23 protein-coding genes are annotated in these 24419 nt (G+C 63.8%); 18 read left to right on the forward strand and 5 right to left on the reverse strand.

Annotated elements, in window-relative coordinates; translation table 11 throughout:
* Window positions 1-3: 3 nt before the first annotated feature.
* From D8Z78_RS19740 to D8Z78_RS19750, 3 genes are read right to left on the reverse strand one after another with little or no spacing between them, the layout of a single operon-like run.
* Window positions 4-885 (reverse strand): carbohydrate ABC transporter permease, encoded by an 882-nt coding sequence (locus D8Z78_RS19740; RefSeq protein WP_121631927.1) that lies wholly within the window; start codon window positions 883-885, stop codon window positions 4-6.
* Window positions 885-1763 (reverse strand): carbohydrate ABC transporter permease, encoded by an 879-nt coding sequence (locus tag D8Z78_RS19745; protein ID WP_121631928.1) that lies wholly within the window; start codon window positions 1761-1763, stop codon window positions 885-887. Before D8Z78_RS19745 ends, D8Z78_RS19740 begins: the two co-directional genes overlap by 1 nt.
* Before the next feature lie 54 nt (window positions 1764-1817).
* Window positions 1818-3068, reverse strand: a complete 1251-nt coding sequence (locus D8Z78_RS19750) for an ABC transporter substrate-binding protein (RefSeq protein WP_121631929.1) — start codon at window positions 3066-3068, stop codon at window positions 1818-1820.
* A 98-nt stretch (window positions 3069-3166) separates the two neighbouring features.
* On the opposite strand from D8Z78_RS19750, the gene D8Z78_RS19755 reads away from it, so the two are divergent.
* The 10 genes from D8Z78_RS19755 (at window position 3167) to D8Z78_RS19800 (ending at window position 13367) form a co-directional block, all read left to right on the forward strand.
* Window positions 3167-4198 (forward strand): substrate-binding domain-containing protein, encoded by a 1032-nt coding sequence (locus D8Z78_RS19755; protein ID WP_121631930.1) that lies wholly within the window; start codon window positions 3167-3169, stop codon window positions 4196-4198.
* A 57-nt stretch (window positions 4199-4255) separates the two neighbouring features.
* Window positions 4256-5257 carry a LacI family DNA-binding transcriptional regulator gene (locus D8Z78_RS19760; RefSeq protein WP_121631931.1) on the forward strand — a complete coding sequence of 334 codons (1002 nt, stop codon included), beginning with the start codon at window positions 4256-4258 and terminating at the stop codon, window positions 5255-5257.
* 95 nt (window positions 5258-5352) lie between these two features.
* Window positions 5353-7002 (forward strand): GMC family oxidoreductase, encoded by a 1650-nt coding sequence (locus D8Z78_RS19765; RefSeq protein WP_121631932.1) that lies wholly within the window; start codon window positions 5353-5355, stop codon window positions 7000-7002.
* 41 nt (window positions 7003-7043) lie between these two features.
* On the forward strand, window positions 7044-7562 hold the full coding sequence (locus D8Z78_RS19770) for a VOC family protein (protein WP_121631934.1): 519 nt from the start codon (window positions 7044-7046) through the stop codon (window positions 7560-7562).
* A gap of 80 nt (window positions 7563-7642) precedes the next feature.
* Entirely contained in the window at window positions 7643-9049 is a 1407-nt protein-coding gene (locus tag D8Z78_RS19775) for an extracellular solute-binding protein (protein ID WP_121631936.1), read from the forward strand.
* An 81-nt stretch (window positions 9050-9130) separates the two neighbouring features.
* Entirely contained in the window at window positions 9131-10015 is an 885-nt protein-coding gene (locus tag D8Z78_RS19780; RefSeq protein ID WP_121631938.1) for a carbohydrate ABC transporter permease, read from the forward strand.
* A 9-nt stretch (window positions 10016-10024) separates the two neighbouring features.
* Window positions 10025-10849, forward strand: a complete 825-nt coding sequence (locus tag D8Z78_RS19785) for a carbohydrate ABC transporter permease (RefSeq protein ID WP_121631940.1) — start codon at window positions 10025-10027, stop codon at window positions 10847-10849.
* Window positions 10850-10858: 9 nt separating this feature from the next.
* Window positions 10859-11932, forward strand: coding sequence for an ABC transporter ATP-binding protein (locus tag D8Z78_RS19790; protein ID WP_121631942.1), 1074 nt, complete (start codon window positions 10859-10861; stop codon window positions 11930-11932).
* An 11-nt stretch (window positions 11933-11943) separates the two neighbouring features.
* Window positions 11944-12939 carry a zinc-binding dehydrogenase gene (locus D8Z78_RS19795; RefSeq protein WP_121631944.1) on the forward strand — a complete coding sequence of 332 codons (996 nt, stop codon included), beginning with the start codon at window positions 11944-11946 and terminating at the stop codon, window positions 12937-12939.
* On the forward strand, window positions 12936-13367 hold the full coding sequence (locus D8Z78_RS19800; RefSeq protein ID WP_121631946.1) for a GlcG/HbpS family heme-binding protein: 432 nt from the start codon (window positions 12936-12938) through the stop codon (window positions 13365-13367). The genes D8Z78_RS19795 and D8Z78_RS19800 overlap by 4 nt, the downstream gene beginning before the upstream one ends.
* A gap of 3 nt (window positions 13368-13370) precedes the next feature.
* Here D8Z78_RS19800 and D8Z78_RS19805 read toward each other — a convergent pair whose 3' ends face one another.
* Entirely contained in the window at window positions 13371-14012 is a 642-nt protein-coding gene (locus D8Z78_RS19805; RefSeq protein ID WP_121631948.1) for a TetR/AcrR family transcriptional regulator, read from the reverse strand.
* 258 nt (window positions 14013-14270) lie between these two features.
* Between D8Z78_RS19805 and D8Z78_RS19810 the strand changes: the two genes are divergently transcribed.
* The 8 genes from D8Z78_RS19810 (at window position 14271) to D8Z78_RS19845 (ending at window position 23678) form a co-directional block, all read left to right on the forward strand.
* Window positions 14271-15383 (forward strand): sugar ABC transporter substrate-binding protein, encoded by a 1113-nt coding sequence (locus D8Z78_RS19810; protein ID WP_121631949.1) that lies wholly within the window; start codon window positions 14271-14273, stop codon window positions 15381-15383.
* Between the two features lie 88 nt (window positions 15384-15471).
* Window positions 15472-16458, forward strand: coding sequence for an ABC transporter permease (locus tag D8Z78_RS19815; protein WP_240672191.1), 987 nt, complete (start codon window positions 15472-15474; stop codon window positions 16456-16458).
* Between the two features lie 11 nt (window positions 16459-16469).
* Window positions 16470-17975 carry a sugar ABC transporter ATP-binding protein gene (locus tag D8Z78_RS19820; protein WP_121631953.1) on the forward strand — a complete coding sequence of 502 codons (1506 nt, stop codon included), beginning with the start codon at window positions 16470-16472 and terminating at the stop codon, window positions 17973-17975.
* Between the two features lie 11 nt (window positions 17976-17986).
* Complete coding sequence (locus D8Z78_RS19825) at window positions 17987-18928, forward strand: ABC transporter permease (RefSeq protein ID WP_121631954.1); 942 nt, start codon at window positions 17987-17989, stop codon at window positions 18926-18928.
* Window positions 18925-19965 carry a zinc-dependent alcohol dehydrogenase gene (locus D8Z78_RS19830; RefSeq protein ID WP_121631956.1) on the forward strand — a complete coding sequence of 347 codons (1041 nt, stop codon included), beginning with the start codon at window positions 18925-18927 and terminating at the stop codon, window positions 19963-19965. Before D8Z78_RS19825 ends, D8Z78_RS19830 begins: the two co-directional genes overlap by 4 nt.
* On the forward strand, window positions 19962-20525 hold the full coding sequence (locus tag D8Z78_RS19835) for a hypothetical protein (protein ID WP_121631958.1): 564 nt from the start codon (window positions 19962-19964) through the stop codon (window positions 20523-20525). The genes D8Z78_RS19830 and D8Z78_RS19835 overlap by 4 nt, the downstream gene beginning before the upstream one ends.
* 15 nt (window positions 20526-20540) lie before the next feature.
* The gene (locus D8Z78_RS19840; RefSeq protein WP_121631960.1) at window positions 20541-22043 is read left to right on the forward strand and encodes an aldehyde dehydrogenase family protein; all 1503 of its coding nucleotides are present in this window, start codon (window positions 20541-20543) and stop codon (window positions 22041-22043) included.
* A 30-nt stretch (window positions 22044-22073) separates the two neighbouring features.
* Window positions 22074-23678 (forward strand): GMC family oxidoreductase, encoded by a 1605-nt coding sequence (locus tag D8Z78_RS19845; RefSeq protein ID WP_121631963.1) that lies wholly within the window; start codon window positions 22074-22076, stop codon window positions 23676-23678.
* Between the two features lie 145 nt (window positions 23679-23823).
* On the opposite strand, the gene D8Z78_RS19850 is transcribed toward D8Z78_RS19845, so the two are convergent.
* Window positions 23824-24231 (reverse strand): Imm7 family immunity protein, encoded by a 408-nt coding sequence (locus D8Z78_RS19850; RefSeq protein WP_164933021.1) that lies wholly within the window; start codon window positions 24229-24231, stop codon window positions 23824-23826.
* Window positions 24232-24419 lie beyond the last annotated feature (188 nt).

Here is a 24419-nt window from a genome sequence, read left to right on the forward strand (position 1 = left end):
TATTCATCCCTTTACGGATCCGGCCATCAGGCCACGCACGAAATACCGTCCGGCCACGATGTAGACGAGAAGCGTCGGCAGGGCGGCGAGGATCGCGCCTGCGAAATGCACGTTGTATTCCTTCACCCCGGTGGAGGAATTGACGAGGTTGTTCAGCGCCACGGTCATCGGCATGGAATCCAGATCGGCAAAGGACGCGCCGAACAGGAAGTCGTTCCAGATGTTGGTGAATTGCCAGATGATGTTGACCACGGCGATGGGGCCAGAGACGGGCAGCATGATCCGCCAGAAGATCTGGAAGAAGCCCGCCCCGTCGATCTGCGCGGCGCGCACCAGTTCGGTGGGGAAGGCGGCGTAGTAGTTGCGGAAATACAGCGTGCCAAAGCCGATGCCGTAGACCACATGCACCAGCACCAGCCCGGGCGTGGACCCGGCCAGCCCCATCAGTCCCAGCATCCGCGCCATCGGGATCAGCACGATCTGGAACGGGATGAAGCAGGAAAACAGCATCAGGCCGAAGATGACCGTATCGCCGCGAAAGCGCCATTTCGTCAGGATATAGCCGTTCAGCGCCCCGATCACGGTCGAGATCGCCACCGCAGGCACCACCATCAGGATCGAGTTCAGGAAGTAGGGGCGCAGGCCCGTGGGTTCGACCCCGATCTGGGCGGTGGACCACGCCGACAGCCATGGCGCGATCGTCCAATCCTGCGGCAGGGCCATCATGTTGCCGCCGGTGATCTCGGACAGGGGCTTTAGCGAGTTGGCCAGCATGACGAAGAACGGCAGCAGGTAGAACAGCGCGAACAGCAGCAGGACAAGGTAGATGAAGGTCCGCGCGATGCGCCCGGTGCGCACGGCGGTGTCTTGCGTGGCGTGGGACATCAGCCTTTGTCCTTCAGTTCGGCATAAAGGTAGGGCGTCATGATCGCGGCGATGGTCATCAGCATGATGACGGCAGAGGCGGCGCCGATGCCCATGGAATTGCGGGTGAAGGTGTAGGAATACATGAAGGTCGCGGGCAGTTCGGTGGCGCGGCCCGGCCCGCCGCCGGTCAGGGCGATCACGAGGTCATAGGACTTCACCGCCAAATGGCTCAGGATCACGAAGGCCGACAGGAAGGCGGGCCTGAGCAGCGGAATGACGATGCGCCGATACAGGTTCCAGTTCGACGCGCCGTCGATCTGCGCGGCCTTGAGTATCTCGTTGTCGATGCCGCGAAGGCCCGCAAGAAACATCGCCATGACAAAGCCGCTGGATTGCCAGACGGCGGCGATGACCACCGTGTAGATCGCCATGTCGCGATCCTTGATCCAGCCGAATTCGAAACTCTCCCACCCCCACAGGTGCATGGTGTGTTCCAGCCCGATGCCGGGATCGAGGAACCATTTCCACGCCGTCCCCGTCACGATGAAGCTGAGCGCCATCGGGTAAAGGTAGATCGGCCGTAACAGCCCCTCGCCCCGGATCTTCTGGTCGAGAAAGATCGCCAGCGTCAGGCCGATGGCGGTGCAGATCGTGATGTAGAGCAGCGCAAAGATGCCCAGATTGGCGATGGCCGTGTGCCAGTGCCGCAGGCCCCAGAGCTTGGAATAATTCTCCAGCCCGACCCAGTCATAGCTGGGCAGCATACGCGAGTCGGTGAAGCTGAGGTAAAGCGTGAAGGCGATGAAGCCGTAGACGAAAACCAGCACCGCCGCGAGCGAGGGCGACAGGACCAGTCGCGGCAGCCAGTCCTGAAAACGGGTGCGGAGGTCGGTCATGTCGTCTCCTGTAACAAGGGTGGCGGGGCAGGGAGGGCCGCCCCGCCGGGGGGCTTACATGGCGGTCTCGACCGCGTTCACCAGCTCCTCGGCGGCTTCTTCGGCGCTGAACTCGCCGTTGAAATGCGCCGTCACCACGTCATAGATCGCGTTCTTGACGCCCGCGCGGTTGGCGTGGCCATGCGCCATGGAGCCCAGCAGCGTGCCATTCGCGGCGGCCTCGGCCAGTTGGTCCATGCCCTTCTTGCCGCAGGCGTCGAAATCGTCCTGCGGCACGTCGGTGCGCGCCGGGACCGATCCCTTGACCACGTTGAAGGCGGACTGGAACGAGGGGGCCATGATCGACGCGGCCATCGCGGCTTGCGCGGCCTTCGCCCCTTCCTCGCTGACGTTGAACATGGCGAACTGGTCGGAGTTGAAGGTGACGACCCCTTCGGACCCCGGCACGCGGAAGCATAGGAAATCCTGATCCGGCACCTTGCCCGCGTTTAGGAATTCGCCCTTGGCCCAGTCGCCCATGATCTGGAACGCCGCCTCGCCATTGATGACCATGGCCGAGGCAAGGTTCCAGTCCCGCCCCGAGAAGTTGTCATCGACATAGGAGCGCAGCGTTTCCATGCGCTTGAACGCCTCGACCATCGTGTCCGAGCCAAGCGCCTCGGGATCGAGGTCGATGAAGGCCTTCTTGTAGAAATCCGGCCCGCCAGCGGACAGCACGACGCCGTCGAACATCGTGGCCTCTTGCCAGGCTTGGCCGCCATGGGCGAGCCCGACCTTGCCCGCGTCCTTGGCCGCCTGCATCGCGGCGACGAATTCCTCCCATGTGGACGGCACGCCAAGGCCCAGCTCGTCCAGCACAGCCTTGTTGGCCCAGACCCAGTTGGTGGAATGCACGTTGACGGGCGCGGAAATCCAGTTGCCGTCATACTTGGCAAAGGCCTGAAGCGCCGCGGGCACCACCGCGTCCCAGCCTTCGGCGGCGGCGACATCGTTGAGGTTGCCGAGCGCGCCCTCGGCGGCCCAGTCCTGAATGTCGAAGCCCAGCATCTGCACGGCGGTCGGCGGATTGCCTGCGGTGACGCGGGCACGCAGCGTGGTCATCGCCGCTTCGCCACCGCCGCCCGCCACGGGCATGTCGTTCCAGCCGATGTCCTGACCTTGCAAGTCCTCCTTCAGCACGTTCAGCGCCGCAGCCTCGCCGCCGCTGGTCCACCAGTGCAGCACCTCGACGTCTTCGGCCTGCGCGGACACGGCGGTCAGCAGGCCAAGCGCGACGGTCCCCATCAATTTGGATGCACGTTTCATGTCTTCCTCCCAAGTAACGAACTGTTTGGTTACTTGTGTTATAACGTTGTAAATCTGGATTCGAGTCAAGGACGGATTTTCCAGCCCGGGAGGCGACGGTGACAAAGACCAAGGGGACCACCGATGCGGCGCGGAGGGCCACCAAGCCGACGCAGCGGACCATTGCCGAGCAGATGGGCCTTGCCGTGACCACCGTGTCCAAGGCCCTCGCCGGGGACACGCGCATCGCAGCGACGACGCGGCAAGAGGTGGCGCGGATGGCGCAAAAGCTGGGATATGTCCCAGACCGGGCGGCGCAACGTCTGCGCACCGGGCGGACCAACGTGATCACCCTTGTGCTCGATCCACACAGCGAATTGCTGGGCTTTGGCGCGGCGCTGATCGAGGGGATCGCGGATGTCCTGCGCCCGACCCGCTATCACCTGACCATCATGCAATACCAACTGGGCGAAGACGTGCTGACCCCGATCGAATTCATCGTGCGCAATGGTCTGGCGGACGGGGTGATCTTTGCCCGGACCGTCCCCGATGACCGGCGTGTGCGCTATTTGCAGGAGGTCGGGTTTCCCTTCATCACCCATGGGCGGACCGCGATTGCGGGCCATGCGTGGTATGACTACGACAACGCCGCCTTCGCGGATATGGCCGTCCGGTTGCTGGCAGGGCAGGGCGCGCGCCGGATCGGTCTGATCCCGCCCAGCCCGGTTTACACCTATCGCGATGTCATGGTGCGGGGGTTTGAACGGGCCGTGGCCGACATCGGTGCATCAGCGCAGATCGCGCAGGGCTTCGACCTCAACCACGGGTCGGACGTGCTCTATCGCGGCCTGACGCGCTGGTTGCGTGATCCGAACGGCCCCGATGGGTTGATCTGCCCCGGCGAGGTTTCTGCCATGACCGCGCATGCCGTGCTGGCGGATTTGGGGCTGGACCTGCCGCTGGTCGCAAAGCAGACCTCGCCGCTGTTCCAGCATTTCCGCCCCCGGCCCGTCGTGATCGAAGAGGATATCCAAGCCGCCGGGCGCGACATGGCGGACGCCCTGATGCAGATCATCTCTGGGGCCGAGCCGACCGATTTCCAGATCCTCCGCGCGCCCGAGGGCCTGTCCGCCGCCGCGCAGGGTCGTTGATACATGCGCGCAATCGCGTAAAACTCGCCAGACGGCAGGTGTGATGGGGCGTGCGGCATGAAACGGGTTGGCCTCAAGGACGTGGCGGCAAAGGCGGGCGTATCCGTTGCAACGGCGTCCTACGTGATGACGGGGCAGGGGAGGGTGTCCGACCGCACCCGCGAGGCTGTCCTGAAAGTGGCCGACGAACTGGGTTTCGTGCGCAACGCGGCGGCCGCCAACCTGCGGTCGGGACAGTCGCGGCTGATCGGTGTGATCCTCAACAATATCGCGAACCCGTTCTTCAGCCACCTTGTGTCCGAGCTTGAGACCACCGCCTATCGCGAGGGGTTCCTGACGGTGCTGGCGACCGCGCAGAACGATCTGGAACGCCAGCGCAAGCTGCTGGCTTCGATGGTGTCGCAGGGCGTCGGTGCGATCATCCTGTCGCCGGTGCACGATACCGTCGCCGCCGACCTCGAAGTCGTGACGGCGCGCGGAATCCCCGTTGTGTCCTGTGTGCGCGATCTGCCGGAATGCCCGGTCAGCTTCGTCGGTGCCGATGACGAGGTGTCGGGTTATCTGGTCATGCGCGCGGCGTTGCAGGCCGGTCATAGCTCTGCCGTCTTCATCGGTGGATATGAGCGGACGACGACGCTGGAGGGCCGCCGCGCCGGTGTCCACCGCGCGCTTCGCGAAAGCGGCCTGCCCGAATCGGCCTGCGCGTTCCGACCCGGGCCGCTGTCCATGGCCTTTGGTGACGCCGCGTTCAGGGCGCTGTGTGCCGACGGGCCGCTCCCCAAGGCCGTCATTTGCTTCAACGACTATATTGCGACCGGTCTGTATGAGGCCGCCCGCGCGCTGAAGGTCGAGATCGGTCGGGACATCTCGGTTCTAAGCTTTGACAACACGCCGATTTCCTCGGCTTTGACGCCGGGGCTGACCACGGTGGACATCTTTCCCGGCCGCATCGGCGCAATGGCAGCCCAACGCGCCGCCGAGATGCTGCGCACAGGTCAGACCGGCAGGATCGTCGACCGTCTGACACCCTGTCTGGTGGCGCGAGACTCCCTGATTTGACCCGTCCGGACTGCGCTGCGGGCAGTCAGATGTTGACATTGCTTTTGATTTGATGAAACGTTTCATGTAACCGAATGGTTACTATGAGGGCGGCAATGGCGACCTACGATTATATCGTCACCGGCGGCGGCTCTGCCGGATGCGTGCTGGCCGCCCGGCTGAGCGAGGATGCCGATGTGTCCGTGCTGCTGCTGGAGGCGGGGGGGCGCGACGGGAACTTCCTGTTTCACTGGCCCGCGGGCTTTGCGAAGATGACCAAGGGCATTGCCAGCTGGGGCTGGTCCACCGTTCCCCAAAAGCACATGCAGGGCCGCGAGATCTGGTTCACCCAAGCCAAGGTGATCGGCGGCGGATCGTCGATCAATGCGCAGATCTACACCCGGGGCAACGCGCTCGACTATGACGCGTGGTCCGAGGCGCATGGCTGTGACGGATGGAGTTACCGAGAGATCCTGCCCTATTTCCGCCGCGCAGAAAGCAACGAGCGGTTCAACGACGATTTCCACGGCATCGAGGGCCCGCTGGGCGTTTCGATGCCGCGTGCGACCCTGCCGGTCTGCGACGCCTTCATCCGCGCGGCCCAAGAGTACGGCATGCCCTACAACCCGGATTTCAACGGCCGCACCCAGCGCGGCGTGGGGTTCTACCAACTGACGCAACGCGATGCGCGCCGGTCATCGGCCGCGGTGGCCTTTCTGAAACCGGCGGAATCGCGGCCCAACCTGACGGTGATGACTGGCGCGCAGGCGACGCGGGTCGTGGTCGAGAAGGGCCGCGCCGTGGGCGTCGAGGTCCGCCACGGCGGGCAGACACGGACCATGCGCGCCGCGCGCGAAGTCATCGTGTCCTCGGGGGCCATCGGCTCGCCCCGGCTGTTGATGCTGTCGGGAATCGGCCCGGCGGATCACCTGCGCTCGGTCGGGGTCGACGTGGTGCACGACCTGCCCGGCGTCGGGGCGAACCTGCAGGACCATATCGACATCTGCACGATTTCCGAACTGTCCGGCCCGCACAGCTACGACGGCTGGGACCGGCTGCACAAGACGATCTGGGCGGGCCTGCAATACCTGATGTTCAAGTCCGGGCCGGCGGCAGCGTCGCTGTTTGAAACCGGGGCCTTCTGGTACGCGGACGAGGCCGCGCGGTCGCCCGACATCCAGTTTCATCTGGGGCAGGGATCAGGCATCGAAAAGGGCATCGCCAAGATCGACGGCGCCGGGATCACCCTGAACAGCGCCTTCATGCGGCCCCGGTCGCGCGGCACGGTGCGTCTGGCCAGCAGCGATCCCATGGCCGCGCCCTTGATCGATCCGAATTACTGGTCCGATCCATATGACCTCGACATGGCGTTGAAAGGGCTGGAAATGGCCCGCGAAATCCTGTTGCAGCCCGCGCTGAGCGGGTTCGTCCGCAAGGAGGTTCTGCCCGGTCCCGGTGTGACCCGCCGGTCTGATCTGTTCGATTATGCCTGCCGCATGGCCAAGACCGATCACCACCCGGTGGGGACATGCAAGATGGGCCACGACGGTATGGCCGTTGTCGACCCGACGCTGAAGCTGCACGGGATCGACGGGCTGCGCGTCTGTGATGCCTCGATCATGCCGGTGATCAACTCGTCCAACACCAACGCGCCGACCATCATGATCGGAGAGAAGGGTGCCGACCTGATCCGAGGGTTGGAACCGCTCGCGCCGGTCGTCTTCTCGTGGGAACGCAACGCCGACAAACGCTATGCCGTGGCGTGATTTTTTTGGCCGCAAAAGTAACTAACTGGTTGGAGTATAAAATGACATCGGTACTGGGGTTGCATCACATCGGGATCACCGTCCCGGACATGGAACAGGCGGTGGCTTTCTTCCGGGACGTCTTTGGTGCGGTGACGGTCATGGAATGCGGCTCCGTCGATGTCGACGACGATTTCATGGCGCGGCACCTTGGTGTGCCCAAAGGCGTGAAGATCGCCGATCAGCGCGTGATCCAGGTCGGGCGTGGGGGATCGCTCGAACTGTTCCAATATAGCGGGGTCGCCGGTGAACAGCCGCTCAAGCACAACGGCGAGGTGGGGGCCGCCCACATCGCCTTCGAGGTGGACGATGCCTATGCGGTGGCCGACCGGATGCGCGCCGCGGCGGTCGACCTGCTGGAGGGGCCGACCCTGATCGAGGGCGGGCCGATGGACAACCTTGTCTGGCTCTATCTGCGTGCGCCCTGGGGTCAATACCTGGAAATCGTCAGTCAGAACGGACCGCTCGGCTACGAGGCCGATGGCGGGCCACGACTTTGGACTCCGTCTCAGGGGACCTGAGCGGGGCAGGGAGGCGGCCAGACCGGGCCGCATGCTGAACGGGACCGCGCCTGTGCGGCCCGCAACGGAGGAGGAAGGAAATGACTTTCGCAAGGACAATCGCGCTGTCCGGCGCGCTCGCGGCGGGGATCGCCGGGGCGGCCTCGGCCGAAAAGCAATTCGAGGGCGTCGAACTCAAGATGCTGGCGATCGGCGACACCTCGGTGACGCGGCTTGCCCCGATCGTGGGCGAATTCGAGGAAATGACCGGCGCCAAGGTGCAGATCGACATGTTTCCCTATCCGGGCCTGATCGACAAGATCGTGATCGAGGCCAGCGCCAACAACCCCAGCTACCAGCTGATGTGGGTCGATAGCCCTTGGGTCGGGGTGCTCGGGGAATCCGGCGCGCTGGAGGACCTGACGGATTGGGTCAAGCGCGATGCCGAGGAAATTCACCTCGACGACATCATCCCGATCCAGTTGCAAGAGAACACGTGGCAAGGGCGGCTGCTGGCCTTCCCGGCCTCGGGCATGATCTGGCACGTCAACTACCGCAAGGACCTGTTTGAAAACCCCGATGAAATGGCCGCCTTCAAGGAGAAGTATGGCTACGATCTGGCCCCGGCCCAGACCTGGGACCAGTTCATCGATATCGCCGAATTCTTTACCCGCAAGGCCGGCGACACGCTGGCCGGCAAGACGCTGGAGAAGGATTTCTACGGCAACGCGCAGGCCTATAGCCGGGTCGCCGGGGCCATCACCCATGACTTCTTCCCGATCATGCGCAGCTTTGGCGGGCAGTATTGGGACGACGAGACCGGCCTGTGCGCCATCGACCGCGAACCGGGCGTCAAGGCGGCCGAAGTGATGAAGGAGCTGGTTGCCTACAACCCGCCCGACTATCTCGGGCTGATGTGGGACATCCGCACCGGCTACATGGAGCGCGGCGAAGTGGCCCAGTCAGGATACTGGTCCGTGCGGACCGTGCGCCTGACGAACCCCGAAGAGGCCGTGCTGCCGACCATCGGCGAAGCAGGATATGCCGCAAGCCCCACAGGAGACGGCAACCCGGCGGACACGATGACCGGCGCGCTCAGCTTCGGCATCAACTCGAAGGCCAGCGACCGCGAAAAGGAAGCGGCATGGGCGTTCATCAAGTGGGGCACCTCGCGCGACATGATGCGCCGCTTTGCAGAGGCGGGCTCGGGCGTGTCGCAGTTCCACAAGTCGATCCTGTCGGACCCCGACCTTCAGCAGAAATACCCGTATTACAAGGTGCTGCTGGAAACGCAGGACCGTGCGCAGCGGCGGATCTTCCATCCCTTCTATGCGGATGTCGAAGAGATCTTTGGCGTCGAGCTGAACAAGTACATGGCGGGCGAAACGGCCTCGGCGCAAGAGGCCCTGACCAATGGCTGCACCAAGATCAACACGCGCCTCAAGGTCTTCCCGCTGGACATGCGGCAGCGCTGGATCGCTGACGTGCCCGCCGCGATCTTTGACTGACGCGGCCAGACGGCGGCCCGCCCTGTTTCTTCCCCGGGGCGGGCCGTTCAACCCAATCCTTCCATTCGGAGCCAGAGCGCCATGGCGTATATCCGCAAGCGGAACCGACGGATATTCCTGATCTTTCTGCTGCCCGCGATCCTCGTCCTGTTCCTGACGACGATCTACCCGATGATCTACGCGGGCTATCTCAGCTTCCGCTCCTACGATCTGGCAAAACTGTTCGTGCCGCGCGTTTTCGTCGGCTGGGCCAACTACCGCGAAATCCTGTCCTCCAGCGAGTTCCTGCACTCGCTTGTCGTCACCTTCAAGCTGATGGCGATGACCTTGTCGGTGCAACTGGTGCTGGGCGTGGGCATCGCACTGTTGGTGGTGCAGAAACTGCCGGGAATGCCGCTGGCGCGGACCCTTCTGATGATCCCGATGATGATCTCCCCGGTGATCGTGGGCCTTGTCTGGCTGTTTCTGTATTTCCCCGAACTCGGCTATCTGAACTACTTCCTCAGCCTTGCGGGCATCGACGCGATCCCGTGGATTTCGTCGACCAACTGGGCGCTCTGGGCCATCGCCATCGCCGATATCTGGCAATGGACGCCCTTTGTCATGATGGGCACCGCCGCCGCGCTGCAAAGCCTGTCGCCGGAACCCTACGAGGCCGCGATGATCGACGGCAATTCGCGCTGGGATGTCTTTACCCGCGTGACCCTGCCGCAGCTGAAACCGGTGCTGGTCAGCCTGATGTTCCTGCGCGCCATCGACGCGTTCAAGATCTACGACATCATCTTCGTGCTGACCAAGGGCGGGCCGGGCGACAGCACAGAGGTCCTGTCGATGTTCATCTATCGCCAGTCCTTCACCTTTTGGCGCATGGGCGTCGGCGCTGCGGCGAGCTTTGTTTCGCTGGTCATCATCGTCGTGCTGATCACGCTTTTCTTCAAATCGCTCAACCGCGACCAGACCGCCTGAGGTGCCGCAATGAACAAACTGTCCACCCGGCAGACCATCCTGATCTACCTCGCGCTTGGCGTCGTGCTGATCGTCTTTCTGATGCCGATCTACCTGATTGCGTCCTCGTCCCTGAAACCCTCGCCGATCATGTTCCAAAAGCCGCCGGCCTTCCTGTTCGCGCCGACCTTCGAGCACTATCAGGACCTGTTCGCGATGCGCCCCTTCGGCAAGTTCATCCTGAACTCGCTGATCGTGGCCCTGGGATCGACCGCGTTTTCGCTGACCATCGGGTCGCTGGCCGCCTATGCGATCAGCCGCATCCGGCACAAGCGCATGAACGACGTGGCGTTCTGGATCCTGTCGATGCGGATGTTTCCGCCCATCGCCGTGGTCGTGCCTTATTACATCATCTTCAAGACCGCCGGGCTGCTCGATACGCCGCTGGCGCTGATCATCGTCTATTCGACGGCCAATATCCCGCTGACGGTCTGGCTGATGAAGGGCTTCTTCGACGAGGTGCCCATCGCGCTGGAAGAGGCAGCCGCGGTCGATGGCTACGGGTTGCTCGAAACCTTCCTTCGGGTGACGCTGCCGCTTGCGGCACCGGGGCTCGCGGTGTCGGCGGTGTTTTGCTTCATCTTTTCGTGGAACGAATTCCTCTTTGCCCTGATGCTGACCGGCTCCGAGGCGCAGACCGCCACCGTCGCCGTCATGTCCTTCTGGTCGTCGGATGCGGTGCAATGGGGCCGCATCATGGCCGGTTCGTTCATCATTCTCATCCCCGGAGTCATCTTCGTGCTGACCTGCCAACGCTGGCTGGTGCGCGGGCTGACCATGGGCTCGGTCAAGTAGGATACTCCGATGTCGGCAATCACATTGCACAACGTGGTCAAGAAATACGGCGCGGTTCAGGTCGTCCACGGCGTCGATCTGGACATCGCGGAGGGCGAGTTCGTCGTGCTGCTGGGGCCATCGGGCTGCGGCAAGACGACGACCCTGCGGATGGTCGCGGGGCTGGAGGACGTCTCGGGCGGCACCTTGTCGATCGGCGGTCAGGTGGTGAACGATGTCGCGCCCAAGGATCGCGGCGTGGCGATGGTGTTTCAGAACTACGCGCTTTACCCGCATATGTCCGTGCGCCAGAACATGGAATTCGCCCTGCGTCCGATGAAGCTGGGCAAGGCCGAGATGGACAGGCGCATCGCCCAGACCGCCGGAATCCTTGGCCTTGATGCGCTGCTTGAACGGCGGCCCGCGCAGCTGTCGGGCGGTCAACGCCAGCGCGTTGCCATGGGCCGCGCCATGGTCCGGACGCCCAAGGTCTTTCTCTTCGACGAACCCCTGTCCAATCTGGACGCCAAGCTGCGCACGCAGGTGCGCTGGGAGATCGGCAAACTGCATCAGCGGCTGGGCACGACGGTGCTGTACGTGACCCATGATCAGGTCGAGGCGATGACTCTGGCCGACAAGATCGTCATCATGCGCGATGGCCATGTCGAACAGGTCGGCACCCCAGAAGAGGTCTACGCCGCCCCGAAAAGCACCTTCGTCGCGACTTTCATCGGCAGCCCGTCGATGAACATGATCGAGACCCGTGCCACCGGCGGGCGTCTGGTGGCCGACGGGCTGTCGATCCCGGTGCCGACCCGCTTTGGCGACCGGGTCAAGGACGGGCAGGAGGTGACGCTGGGCATCCGCCCGATCGAGATTCAGCGCGTGGCCGAGAATGCGCCCGGCGCGATGGCGGCCCGCGTCGAGGTGACGGAATATCTCGGCAACGAGGCGCTGCTGGATCTTCGCGTCGGCAGCCACGACCTGATGGCCGAGGTGCCCGCCGACCAACGCGCCGCCCCCGGCGAGACGGTGCATGTCCGGTTGAACGAGACCGCGCTGCACCTGTTCGACACCCGCTCGGGCCGCTCACTGGCACAATGAGGAGACACGGCATGGCCAAGGAAGTCATCATTTCCGCAAAATCGACCTTTGCACTGCAAGACTACGAGGACGGGCCGCTTGGCCCCGATGAAATCCGCGGGCCGACGCTGGCGACGCTGATCAGTCAGGGAACGGAGATCGGCTGGGCCGAAGGCGCGGATTTCCCGATCCGGCCCGGATACGCCGCCGTGTTCCGCGTCGACGAGGTCGGGGCGGAGGTGACAGGTGTGCAGGTGGGCGAGCTTCGGTTCTGCATGGGCTATCACCGGCAGACACAGCAGCACCCGGCACAGGTCACGCTTGGGCTGCCCGATGGCATGGCGCCGGAAACCGCGCTTCTGGCCCGGCTCATGGGGGTCTCGATGACGACAATGATGACGACCAAGGCGCGGGCAGGCGACAAGGTGGTGATCTGTGGCGCGGGCCCGGTGGGCATCCTCGCGGCGCAGAACTTTGCTATTGGCGGCTACGAGGTCAGCGTGGTCGAACCAGACGCCCTGCGCCGCACGCAGGTGCAGGCCAGCGGGATCGCATCGGTGCATGCCACGATGCCGCTGGAGGACCCCGCCTACAAAGGGCAGGTGGCCCTCGTCGTCGATTGCTCGGGGCACGAGGCTGCCGTGCTGGATGCCTGCCGCGTCGTGCGCCCGATGGGCGAGGTCGTCTTGGTCGGGGTGCCGTGGCGCAAATATACCGACGTGACCGCGCATGAGATCATGCAGGCGGTGTTCTTCGGCTTCGTTCATCTGCGCGGCGGCTGGGAGTGGGAGGTGCCGATCCATTCGCGCAACTTCGTCTGGGAGGAGCTTTTGGAAGGCTACAACAATGCGCCCTTTAGCACGTTCGGCGGCTTCCAACGGGCGCTTGGCTGGCTCGGCCAAGGGCGCATCGACGTTGCATCGCTGACACGGACCGTCTCCCCCGCCGATCCGGCGCAGGTCATGGCCGACATCCGCGCCCGCACCATCCAAGAACCGTTCATCATCTACGACTGGACCCGGATATGAGCCACAGCCATACGCGGCCGCAGATCACACCGGCCGCCGCGCGCCAGATCGTCGAGGCCGCCCTTGCCCATGCGCAAGACAACGGATGGGAGGTGGCAGCCGCCGTCACCGATCCCTTCGGCTATCTCGTGGCCTTCGGGCGCACCGACAACGTCGCGCCCCCCATCGGCGATTTCGCGATGGACAAGGCCTATACCGCCGGCACTCTGCGCAAGTCGACCAAGGCCTTCGGCGACCGCATGGCGTCAAGCCAGACCCTGTCGCTGGGCCTGTCGACCCGGCAGCGGTTCATCGCGTGGGGCGGGGGGGTCGCGATCTTCGAAGACGGGGCCTGCATCGGCGGGCTGGGCGTGTCGGGCGCGCAGGATCACGAGGATATCGCCTGCGCCGAGGCCGCGATCCGGTCGCTGGGCCTGACGCCCGACTGACCGTCAGGGATTGATGCAGACCAACCGCATGATGGTCTCGATGTTGAAGGCCAACCGCTCGTCCAGCGCCTCGGGCGCCATCAGGTCGCGCTTGAACACGATCGAGCCGGTGAAGCGGTTGGTCAGGTAGTAATAGCCGATGGCGGCGATGGTGATGTTCAGCTGCACCGGGTCGATGCCGGGACGAAACACGCCTTCCTGAACGCCACGTTCCAGCAAGCCCCCGACCATGCCGACGAAGCGACGGAACAGCTCGTCTATCTTCTCGGATTTCTTCAGGTGCCGCGCCTTGTGCAGGTTTTCGCTGTTCACCAGCGTGATGAATTCCGGGTTCTTCAGGTAGTAGTCCCATGTAAAACGGATCAGCTTTTCCAGCGCCTCGCGGGCGGGCAGGTGTTCCAGTTCCAGCTTTTGTTCGGCCTCGCGGATGTCGGTATAGGCCTCCTCCAGCACGATGCGGAACAGGTCCTCCTTGTTGCCAAAGTAGTGGTAGATCATCCGCTTGTTGGCTTTGGCGCGGTCGGCGATCTCGTCGACGCGCGCGCCCCCCAGCCCGCTCTTGGCGAATTCCTTCTTGGCGGCGGCAAGGATGCGGGCGCGCGTCGCATCGGCATCGCGGGTCTTTTTCTGAGTGTTTGCTGCCATGTAGTCACTTTGCCCTGACTGGTTTTCAACGCCCCTACCGCAATTTGCCCGGTCTGGTCAAAATTTTCTGCCGTGCAGCCACGCATCCAGCGGTCTCAAGAACTGTAAAGGGCTTGACGATTCGATCAACAAAGAAGTAACCAGTTAGTGCGTTAAGTGTGGAGGGGCCGGGTGGATCGGGTCCTTGCATCCGGGTTCGCCCGGGAAGCGACACGCGTTTCAGAAGCACGGCGGGAGGCCGTTCAGGGAGGAAGACCCATGTCCGAATTCATCAAGGACTTCATCGAGAAAGAGAAAATCAACAGGCGGAATTTCCTGTTCGCGTCGGCCTATGGTCTTGGCGGTGCAGCGGCGCTTGGCGCATTGGGGCCGACCATGGCGCGCGCGGCGCTGACCGACCCGACGATCGCATGGTCCTATCGCAACCGCACGAACCCCTACTGGAACGAGATCGTGTCCGGCGGCGAGGCCTTTGTCCAAAGCCTTGGCATGTCCAAGGACGCGCTGACCCACCTGATCAACGAGGGGTCGTCGGAAAAGTCGCTGGCCGACGTCAAGGCAATCCTTGCCAAGACCGGCGGCAATCTGGCGCTGGCCATCGACACCAACGACGCGCCGAACGCACGCCCGGTGGTCGAAGCCGTGGCAGAGGCGGGGGCCTATGTCTCGACCCTTTGGAACAAGACCGACGACCTGCACCCGTGGGATTTCGGCGACAACTATGTCAGCCATATGAGCTGGTCCGACGAGGGCCCCGCCGAGCAGACCGCGCGCATCCTGCTGGACGCGATGGGCGGCAAGGGCGGCGTCGTGCATCTGGGTGGCATCGCCTCGAACAACCCGGCCATCGAGCGCCTGAACGGCCTGAAGAACGCGCTGAAGGATTACCCCGATGTGGCACTGCTAGCTGCCGAGCCCGCCGATTGGGACACGCAGAAGGCCAATCAGGTCATGTCCGCCTTCCTGACCCGCTATGGCGACGAGATCACCGGCGTGCATTGCGCCAACGACACCATCGCCTACGGCGTGCTCGAAGCGCTGCGTGCCGAGGGGATCGAGGGCATGCCCATCGTGTCCTATGACGGCAACCCGCAGGCGGTGCAGCTGGTGTCGGAACGCAAGATCCTTGCGACCGTGTTCACCAACCCGCATTGGGGCGGCGGCATCACGGCAGCGCTGGCCTATCACGCGGCCATCGGCAGCTTCAAACCGTCCGAAGAGCCCAACGAGCACCGCGAATTCTATGGCCCGACCATCATGGTGCAGCCGGAAGACGCGCTGGAGTTCAAGGCCAACTACCTCGACAGCGTTCCGACCTATGACTGGAACGACTTCTGGGGCCCGTCGAACGGACCCATCACCTACAAATAATCGCACAGGAAAGGGCCAGCCGGGACAGGGGTTCGGCTGGCCCATTTCGTCAGGCGTCCTGCCTGACCGCTTCGGGGGAGCAAGCATCTTGGCCATCACACAGACCACGACACGGGCGGGGATCAGCCGCGACACACTGGTGAAATGGGCACCGCTTCTGGTGCTTCTGGTGCTGTGCGCCTTCTTCGCGGTGATGGAGCCGCGTTTCCTGTCCACTCGGAATTTCGCACGCATCCTGATCGCCGCAACGCCGACGCTGATGGTGGCGATCGGTGTGACCTTCATCATCATCATGGGGTCGATCGACCTGTCGATGGAAGGCGCGGTCTCGGTCTGCGCGGTGGCCTTTGCCTATTGCTTCCTCTGGCTGGGTGGTACTTTGGCCAGCTGGGCTTGGCTGGCGATCCCCTTTGCGATGCTGGTCGGCGCGGTCTTGGGCTTCGTGAACGGGCTGATCCACGTCAAGCTGAAGATCCCATCGTTTATGGCCTCCCTCGCCATGGGCTTTGTCGGCACGGGTCTGGCGATGGTCATGACTGGCGGCGACCGCATCCGCATCGAGGATGAACTGTTCCGCGCGCTGCTGACCGAACGTATCTTTGGCTTTCCGCTGATGGTCTATGTCGCCGGGCTGTTCCTGCTGATCGCGTGGTTCATCCAGACGCGCACGACGCTGGGCCGCAACTTCTACGCCGTGGGCGGGGGCGAGGATCTGGCCGTGGCCTCCGGGCTGAACGTGGCCCGCGTGCGGATCATGGGGTTCACGCTGGCGGGGGTGTTCTTTGCCGTGGGCGCGCTTCTGGCGGTGGGGCGGATCGGGATCGCCGAGACCGCCACCGGCAACAACTTCATGTTCCTGTCGATCACCGCGGTCGTCGTCGGCGGCACGGCCCTGTGGGGCGGGATCGGCGGTGTCTGGAACACGCTGGTCGGCGTGCTGATCGTCTTTGTCATCGGCAACGGCATGGTCGTGATCGGCCTGCCCGGCTACGTGCAGGACGCGGTGCTTGGCCTTCTGGTCATCCTCGCCGTTATCCTGTCGACCGACCGCAAATCCATCAGCTTCGTGAAATAGGGGGCGGGTCGATGTATCAACTCAATCAGGTCGACAAGAAATTCCCCGGCGTGCACGCGCTGAAATCGGTGGATTTCACCATCGGGCGCGGCGAGATCGTGGGCCTTGTCGGCGAGAACGGCGCAGGCAAATCCACCCTGATGAAGGTGATCTACGGCGCCTACCAGCCCGATGGCGGCACCATCACCATCGACGGCAAGACCGTGCGCTTTCAGAACCCGCGTCAGGCGATGGATCACGGCATCGGCATGGTCTTTCAGGAACAATCCCTGATCACCAACCTGACCGTGGCCGAGAACATCTTTCTGGGCTTTGAACAGCAATTCGTCCGCTGGGGCGTGATCGACTGGAAGGCGATGACTGCGGCGGCGAAACGGCAACTGGCCAAGGTCAAGCTGGCGATCGACCCGGCCACCGTCACCTCGAAACTGTCCTTCGCGCAGCGGCAGCTGGTCGAACTGGCCAAGGTCCTGACGCTGGAGGAACGGATCGACGGCGATCTGGTGATCCTGCTGGACGAGCCGACCAGCGTTTTGGCCCGCGAAGAGGTGGAACTGCTGTTCTCGCTGGTGCGGGAACTGACCAGCCGGGCGTCCTTTATCTTTGTCAGCCACCGCATGGACGAGGTTCTGGAACTGTCCGACCGCATCTACGTGATGAAGGACGGCGCGGTTGTCGACGTCGTCGCGCAGGCCGAGGCGCAGGTCGAGGCGATCCAGCACAAGATGGTCGGCCGCGACGTCGACAAGGAATATTACCGCGAGCAAAAGCAACGGCCCTATGACGCGTCCAAGGTGCTGGCCTCGTTCGACAATGTCAGCGTCGCGGGCAAATATGACGGCATCTCCTTTGACCTGCACGCGGGCGAGGTCCTATGCCTTGTCGGCACCGAAGGATCCGGGCGCGAGGCGATCCTGCGCACGGTGTTCGGTCTGGAAAAACCGACCTCTGGCACGATCAAGGTCAAGGGCGCGCCCTATGCCCGCACCACCGCGCAAGAGGCGGTGGCGCGTGGCGTCGGTTATGTCCCGCGCGAACGCAAGGTCGAGGGGATCGTGAACGGCATGACCGTCTACGAGAACATGACCCTCAGCCAGATGAAGAACTATTCCTCGGGCGGCGTCCTGCGCATCGCCGAGGAAAAGGCACTGGCCGAGGATTGGATCAAGCGCCTCTCGATCAAGACGCCGGATGTCTACAAGGATTGCGGCGGGCTGTCGGGCGGCAACCAGCAAAAGGTGGTGCTGGCGAAATGGCGCTCCGGTGGGTCGGACATCATCCTGCTCGACCACCCGACGCGGGGGTTGGACATCGGGGCCAAGGAAGACGTCTACGACATGGTCCGCGAGATGTGCGACGCGGGCGCGGGCATCATCCTAGTCGCCGACACGCTGGAAGAGGCGATTGGCCTCAGCCACACCATCCTCGTCCTCAAGGACGGGGTGTTCCAGAAACGCTTTGACGGGTCACCGGGCGACAAGCCGTCGCTTTATGACCTTGTCCATCACATGATCTGAGGGGGCAGGCGATGAGCTTGGAAAAACTCAAACCGTGGTTCCCGTGGCTGACGCTGGCGGTGCTGGTGCTGCTGGTGGGCGCGGTCAACCCGGCCTTCTTCAACCCGTCGGGCATGGTGGCGCTGGTGGCGGATATCGTGCCGCTGTTCATCATGGCGCTGGGGATGACATTCGCCATCTATATCGGCGGGATCGACCTGTCGATGCAGCAGGTGGCGAACCTCGTGACCGTGGTGGCGACCGTCTATCTGGCGCAGTTCGGCATCTTCGTGGCGGTGCTGTGCATCGCGGCGGGGTTCGGGATCGGCGCGCTGTCGGGCTGGATCACCACGCGGCAATTCGTGCCGTCCTTCGTTGCGACGCTGGCGATGGGGTTCATCGCCCTGTCCGGTGCGCGCTTCCTGTCCGGGGAACGGGCACTTTCGATGGATGCCGAGGCGCGCGATGCCAGTTTCGGCTGGATGTTCGGCAACACCGCCGGTGTCCCGCATGAACTGGTGATCGCGGGCGTCCTGTTGGCCATCGCGTGGTTCCTGCAAACCCGCACCACCTTTGGCCGCGCGCTGAAGGCCGTGGGCGCGGGCGAACTGGCCGCCGTGGCCTCTGGCCTGAAGGTGGACAAGATCAAGATCATGGCCTTTGCCCTGTCGGGCACCTTTGCAGCGATTGCCGGGCTGATGTTCTCGGTCAAGCTGTCGGGGGGCGATGCGAACCTTGCCAACGGCTTTCTGATCCTTGCCATCGTCGCGGTTCTGGTGGGCGGCACGCCGCTGACTGGCGGCGTGGGCGGCGTCATCAACACGCTGGTCGGCACGCTGATCGTCGTCGTGATCCGCTCGGCCATGGTCTATCTTGAGGTCGACGCGACCATGCAGCAGATGATCTTTGGCATCATCCTGATCGTCGCCATCGCCATGACCATCGACCGCTCCAAGATGCGGATCGTGAAATGATGCGCGCGGCGGTGCTGACCCGTCCGGGCCGCTTGGAGATCGAGCGCCGCCCGATCCCCAAGCCCGGCGCGGGCGAGGCGTTGCTCAAGGTCGCGCGCGTCGGCATCTGCGGCACCGACCTGCATATCTTCCATGGAAACTATGTCGCCGACAGCCTGCCGATGGTGCCGGGCCATGAATTCACCGGCACGATTGCGGCGCTGGGGCCGGGTGTCACCGGGCTGGAGGTCGGGCGCAAGGCCGTGGTCGACATGAATATCGGCTGTGGCCAGTGCTACTGGTGCCGCCGGAACGAGATCCTGAACTGCCCGGACATGCAGCAGATGGGCATCACGATGGACGGGGCCTTTGCCGACTACATGGTGGTCCCGGCGCGGCTGGTCATCCCCGCGCCCGACCATGTGCCGTTTGACGTGCTTGCCCTGACCGAACCTCTGGCCTGCGTGGTCCGCGCCGCGCGCAAAGCGCGCGTGACCTTTGGCCAGTCGGTCGTGGTGATCGGGGCCGGGCCCATCGGCAACCTGCATGTGCAGTTGCTGCGCACCATCGGGGCCGCGCCGATCATCGTCACCGATCTGTCGGCGGACCGGGTGCATATGGCGCTGGAGTGTGGCGCCGACATCGGCGTCAGCGATCCGGCGCAGCTGAAACAGACGGTGCTCGACGCCACCGACGGGCGCGGCGCGGATATCGTCATCGAAAGCGTCGGCAACCCGGCGCTTTATGCCACCGCCCTGCGGCTGATGCGCAAGGGCGGGCATCTGGCCGCCTTCGGTCTGACCGGGGCCGAGGACACGCTGGCCCTGCCGATCCTCGACACGATCCTGCACGAGACCTCGGTCAAGGGTTCGGTCGCGGGGATGGGGCAGGACATGCACGATGCGCTGACCCTGCTGGTGCATGGCCGCATCCACACCGCGCCCTTCACCCGTGCCAGTTACCCGCTCGAAGACATCCAGCACGCCTTCGACAGCATCACCGACCGTCCCGGCGATCTGAAGACCCAGATCACCCTGAGCGAGGAGCAAACCCCATGACGACCGAGGCCTATACATCCCAGCCGCAGGGCAAGATCCCCAACAGCCGCTTCCCCCTGCTGGTCCACCGTAATGCCGTGCCCGGTGGCGGGGCCGACGCCATCAAGGCGCGCTTTCGCGAGAACGGCTGGTCGAACAACTGGGATTACCCCGGTGTCTACGAATATGCGCATTTCCATTCCACCACGCATGAATGCCTTGGCTGTGCGCAGGGCTGGATGGAGTTTTCGCTGTCGGTGGGCGAGGGCGGCTGGACCCGCGTGCGGATCGAGGCGGGCGACGTGATCGTCATGCCCGCCGGTGTCAGCCACGAGATGGTGGCCCAATCCGACGATATCCACATGTGCGGCGGCTATCCCGACGGGCGCGACTGGGACGACATCCAGGAAGAGTTCCTGACGGACGAAGATTACAAGCGCGCCTGCAAGCGCATCATGATGCTGCCCATCCCCGCCAAGGACCCCGCCACGGGTCTGCCCATGCCCGAATGGCACGCCGCGCCGTCCTCTGTCGATGGCGGCTGGAACGACTGGCGGCACGCGCTGGACAAGCGCAGCTGAAAACAGGAGAGAATGATGGATACTCAAAGCACACGGCTGTCCCTGCCGTCCGAACCGCGCACCTTCGGGTTCTATGTCGATGGGGCCGAGGTGCCCGCCGGTGGGCGCGACGTGTTCGAACGCAACTCCCCCGGCCATGACGTGCCGGTGACGCGCATCCCGAAATGCACGCCCGCCGATCTGGACGATGCCGTGGATGCCGCGCGCCGGGCCTTCGACGACCGGCGCTGGTCTGGCTTGAACGGGCAAGCGCGCGCCGCCGTGCTGCTGCGCGCCGGGGCCCTGATCCGCGAGCGGGCCGAGGAAATCGCCTATTGGGAGACGCTGGAAAACGGCAAGCCCATCAGTCAGGCGCGGGGCGAAGTGGCAGGCTGCGCCGACATGTTCGACTATGCCTCGGGGCTGGCGCGGTCCCTGCACGGTGACAGCTTCAACAACCTTGGCGACGGGATGTTCGGCCTTGTCACGCGGGAACCCGTCGGCGTGGTGGGCATCATCACGCCGTGGAATTTCCCCTTCCTTATCCTGTGCGAGCGGGTGCCCTATATCCTCGCCTCCGGCTGCACCATCGTGGTGAAACCGTCCGAGGTCACCAGCGCCACGACGCTCATTCTGGCACAGATCCTGACCGAGGCGGGCCTGCCCGCAGGCTGCATGAACGTCGTCACCGGGTCGGGCTCGACCATCGGGCAGGCCTTGATCGAACATCCGCGCGTCGACATGCTGTCCTTCACCGGGTCCACCGCCGTGGGGCGGCGCGTGGTCGAGGCGGCGGGCAAGTCGAACTTCAAGAAGCTGGGGCTGGAACTGGGCGGCAAGAACCCGCAGATCGTCTTTGCCGATGCGGATCTTGAGGATGCCGCCGATGGCGTGGCCTTTGGCATCGCCTTCAACACCGGGCAATGCTGCGTGTCCGGGTCGCGGCTGATCGTCGAACGTTCCGTGGCGAATGAATTTGCGCAGATGGTGCAGGACAAGCTGGCCAAGGCCGTCGTCGGCGATCCACTGGACGAGGCGACCCAGGTTGGCGCGATCACCACCGATGCCCAGAACCGCACCATCATGGACTATATCGCCAAGGGGCAGGCCGAGGGCGCGCGCCTGATCTGCGGCGGCGAGGCGCTGGACATGGGGCGGGGCCAATACATCGCGCCGACGATCTTTGGCGACGTGACACCCGACATGGCCATCGCGCGCGAGGAAATCTTTGGCCCGGTGCTGACGATCCTGCCCTTCGACACGGTGGACGAGGCGATCTCGATTGCCAATGACACCGAATATGGGCTTGCCGCCAGCGTCTGGACAAAGAACATCGACAAGGCGCTGATGGTGACGCGGCGCGTTCAGGCCGGGCGCTTTTGGGTGAACTGCACGCTGGCGGGCGGGCCGGAACTGCCGCTGGGCGGGTTCAAACAGTCCGGCTGGGGGCGCGAGGCGGGCATCTACGGCGTCGAGGAATACACGCAGGTCAAATCGGTGCATATCGAGATCGGCAAGCGCACACCGTGGATCGCGTAAGGCGCTAAATCGGGCAGTAGGGGGAGAGAGATGGCGGAAGGCTATGACTACATCATCATCGGCGGCGGGTCCTCGGGCTGCGTGCTGGCCAACCGGCTGACCGAGGACAGCGCGGCTCGCGTGCTGTTGCTGGAGGCGGGGGGCAAGGACAACCACCCGCTGATCCACATGCCCGTGGGCTTTGCCAAGATGACCACCGGCCCCCACACCTGGGGGCTGGTCACGGCCCCGCAGAAACACGCAAACAACCGCGAGATTCCCTATGCGCAGGCGCGGGTGATCGGCGGCGGCTCCTCGATCAACGCCGAGGTGTTCACCCGTGGCAACCCCGCCGATTACGACCGCTGGGCCGAGGACGAGGGCTGTGATGGCTGGGCCTTCAAGGACATCCAGAAGTATTTCCTTCGTTCCGAGGGGAACACCTTCCTTGCCGGGGAGTGGCACGGCACCGAGGGCGAATTGGGCGTGTCGAACCTACCCGGCCCCCAGCCGATGACCCGCGCCTTTGTGCAGGCCTGCCAGCAGCGCGGCATCCCCTACAACCCGGATTTCAACGGTGCGGTGCAAGAGGGCTCGGGCGTCTACCAGACCACCACCAAGAACGGAAAACGCTGCTCAGCCGCGGTGGGCTATCTGCGTCCCGCGATGAAACGCGGCAACCTGACGGTCAAGACCGGCTGCATGGTGCATCGCATCGTCATCGAAAAGGGCCGCGCCGTGGGCGTCGACTATGCGCAGGGCGGGCAGCGGACCACCGCGCGCGCAACATCCGAGGTGCTGCTGACCTCGGGCGCCATCGGCTCGCCCCGGTTGATGATGCTGTCCGGGCTGGGACCCGCCGCGCATCTGCGCGAGCACGGGATCGAGGTCATGGCCGACCTGCCGGGCGTGGGCGAGAACCTGCACGACCATTTCGGCATCGACATCGTGGCCGAGCTGAACGGGCATCAAAGCCTTGATAAATACAACAAGCTGCACTGGATGATCTGGGCAGGCGCGCAATATTACCTGTTCGGCAGCGGCCCTGTGACCTCGAACGTGGTCGAGGGCGGGGCTTTCTGGTATGCCGACCCCGCGCAGCCCGTGCCCGACCTGCAATTCCATTTCCTCGCCGGGGCCGGGGCCGAGGCGGGGGTGCCCTCCGTGCCCAAGGGCTCGTCCGGCATCACGCTTAACAGCTATACCCTGCGGCCCAAGTCGCGCGGCACCGTGCGGCTTCGGTCCAGTGATCCGACCGCGCTGCCCATCGTCGACCCGAACTTCCTCAGCCATCCCGACGATCTGAAGACCTCGGTCGAGGGGGTGAAGATCAGCCGCGAGATATTCGAACAAGCGGCCCTGCAAAAGCATATCCGCAAGATCCGCTTCCCCGATGACAGCGTGAAGACGCAGGCCGAGTACGAGGCCTATGCCCGTCAATACGGGCGAACCTCCTATCACCCCACCTGCACCTGTAAGATGGGCGCCGACAGCGATCCGATGGCCGTCGTCGATCCACAGCTTCGGGTGCGTGGCATCGACGGGTTGCGGATTTGTGACAGCTCGGTCATGCCCAGCCTCGTCGGGTCGAACACCAATGCCCCAACGATCATGATCGGCGAAAAGGCCGCCGATCTGGTGCGGGGAAACCGCTAGACAGGCACGCTGCAAGCCGGACTAGCGAACGAGGCGGCGCCGACCGTAGGTCGGCGCGTTCCACGACGCATCGAATGGTGGGTTTGAGCCCCAACTGTTTCATGCTGCATAGGGATTCAACGTCTGCTCTGACAGAAGGAGTTTACTATTGAAGCTCTTCCACCATCGGGAAGTACGGCGATAGATGCGGATCAACACCACGCTTCAAAGTCCCTCGCCGCAAAACAAACACTTGAAATTCATTATTGCGGCTTTCGGCATCCTCATCATCAAGGACGGATAAAATCCCGTACGACCCGGGAGCATTTTCAGCGACCCATTCGAAAAGCGCCAGAACCTCGGGCCAATCCCCAGAAGCGTGGTTTCTATTGCCCATTATGAACAGGCGGTACGCTCCATTGATCTGTGTTAATTTCGCTTCGCACCACGGGCGCTGTCCAAGTTCATCGACGAGCGCGGCAAGTTCACGGGTAACATATACCAGTTTCGTTTCGTTCTCGTCTTGCTCACGAAAAGCCTCTCGGATCGTGGCCCAACCTTGATATTCGATCATGCAATGCCTCAAACTAACTCAACAGTTTGCCAAAGAATACACCCCAACACGTTCCGTGCCAGCGGCTAGTACCGACGTTGGAGACATCGCAGCGAAATGGCGCTTTGTCCGGATTCTGTGGAAAAACAACCCTTCGCGGCCGCAGAATATCGACGCCTGAACATGGCGCGAGCGCCTTTGTCGTCAGG

The organism is Tropicibacter alexandrii (assembly GCF_003667315.2).
Taxonomy (GTDB): domain Bacteria; phylum Pseudomonadota; class Alphaproteobacteria; order Rhodobacterales; family Rhodobacteraceae; genus Tropicibacter; species Tropicibacter alexandrii.

Coding starts and splice junctions, on each gene's coding strand:
- D8Z78_RS19745 (WP_121631928.1), bottom strand. CDS start 1,763: ATGACCGACCTCCGCACCCGTTTTCAGGACTGGCTGCCGCGACTGGTC.
- D8Z78_RS19810 (WP_121631949.1), top strand. CDS start 14,271: ATGTCCGAATTCATCAAGGACTTCATCGAGAAAGAGAAAATCAACAGG.
- D8Z78_RS19840 (WP_121631960.1), top strand. CDS start 20,541: ATGGATACTCAAAGCACACGGCTGTCCCTGCCGTCCGAACCGCGCACC.
- D8Z78_RS19740 (WP_121631927.1), bottom strand. CDS start 885: ATGTCCCACGCCACGCAAGACACCGCCGTGCGCACCGGGCGCATCGCG.
- D8Z78_RS19830 (WP_121631956.1), top strand. CDS start 18,925: ATGATGCGCGCGGCGGTGCTGACCCGTCCGGGCCGCTTGGAGATCGAG.
- D8Z78_RS19780 (WP_121631938.1), top strand. CDS start 9,131: ATGGCGTATATCCGCAAGCGGAACCGACGGATATTCCTGATCTTTCTG.
- D8Z78_RS19820 (WP_121631953.1), top strand. CDS start 16,470: ATGTATCAACTCAATCAGGTCGACAAGAAATTCCCCGGCGTGCACGCG.
- D8Z78_RS19800 (WP_121631946.1), top strand. CDS start 12,936: ATGAGCCACAGCCATACGCGGCCGCAGATCACACCGGCCGCCGCGCGC.
- D8Z78_RS19845 (WP_121631963.1), top strand. CDS start 22,074: ATGGCGGAAGGCTATGACTACATCATCATCGGCGGCGGGTCCTCGGGC.
- D8Z78_RS19785 (WP_121631940.1), top strand. CDS start 10,025: ATGAACAAACTGTCCACCCGGCAGACCATCCTGATCTACCTCGCGCTT.
- D8Z78_RS19835 (WP_121631958.1), top strand. CDS start 19,962: ATGACGACCGAGGCCTATACATCCCAGCCGCAGGGCAAGATCCCCAAC.
- D8Z78_RS19760 (WP_121631931.1), top strand. CDS start 4,256: ATGAAACGGGTTGGCCTCAAGGACGTGGCGGCAAAGGCGGGCGTATCC.
- D8Z78_RS19775 (WP_121631936.1), top strand. CDS start 7,643: ATGACTTTCGCAAGGACAATCGCGCTGTCCGGCGCGCTCGCGGCGGGG.
- D8Z78_RS19765 (WP_121631932.1), top strand. CDS start 5,353: ATGGCGACCTACGATTATATCGTCACCGGCGGCGGCTCTGCCGGATGC.
- D8Z78_RS19750 (WP_121631929.1), bottom strand. CDS start 3,068: ATGAAACGTGCATCCAAATTGATGGGGACCGTCGCGCTTGGCCTGCTG.
- D8Z78_RS19790 (WP_121631942.1), top strand. CDS start 10,859: ATGTCGGCAATCACATTGCACAACGTGGTCAAGAAATACGGCGCGGTT.
- D8Z78_RS19850 (WP_164933021.1), bottom strand. CDS start 24,231: ATGATCGAATATCAAGGTTGGGCCACGATCCGAGAGGCTTTTCGTGAG.
- D8Z78_RS19825 (WP_121631954.1), top strand. CDS start 17,987: ATGAGCTTGGAAAAACTCAAACCGTGGTTCCCGTGGCTGACGCTGGCG.
- D8Z78_RS19795 (WP_121631944.1), top strand. CDS start 11,944: ATGGCCAAGGAAGTCATCATTTCCGCAAAATCGACCTTTGCACTGCAA.
- D8Z78_RS19805 (WP_121631948.1), bottom strand. CDS start 14,012: ATGGCAGCAAACACTCAGAAAAAGACCCGCGATGCCGATGCGACGCGC.
- D8Z78_RS19770 (WP_121631934.1), top strand. CDS start 7,044: ATGACATCGGTACTGGGGTTGCATCACATCGGGATCACCGTCCCGGAC.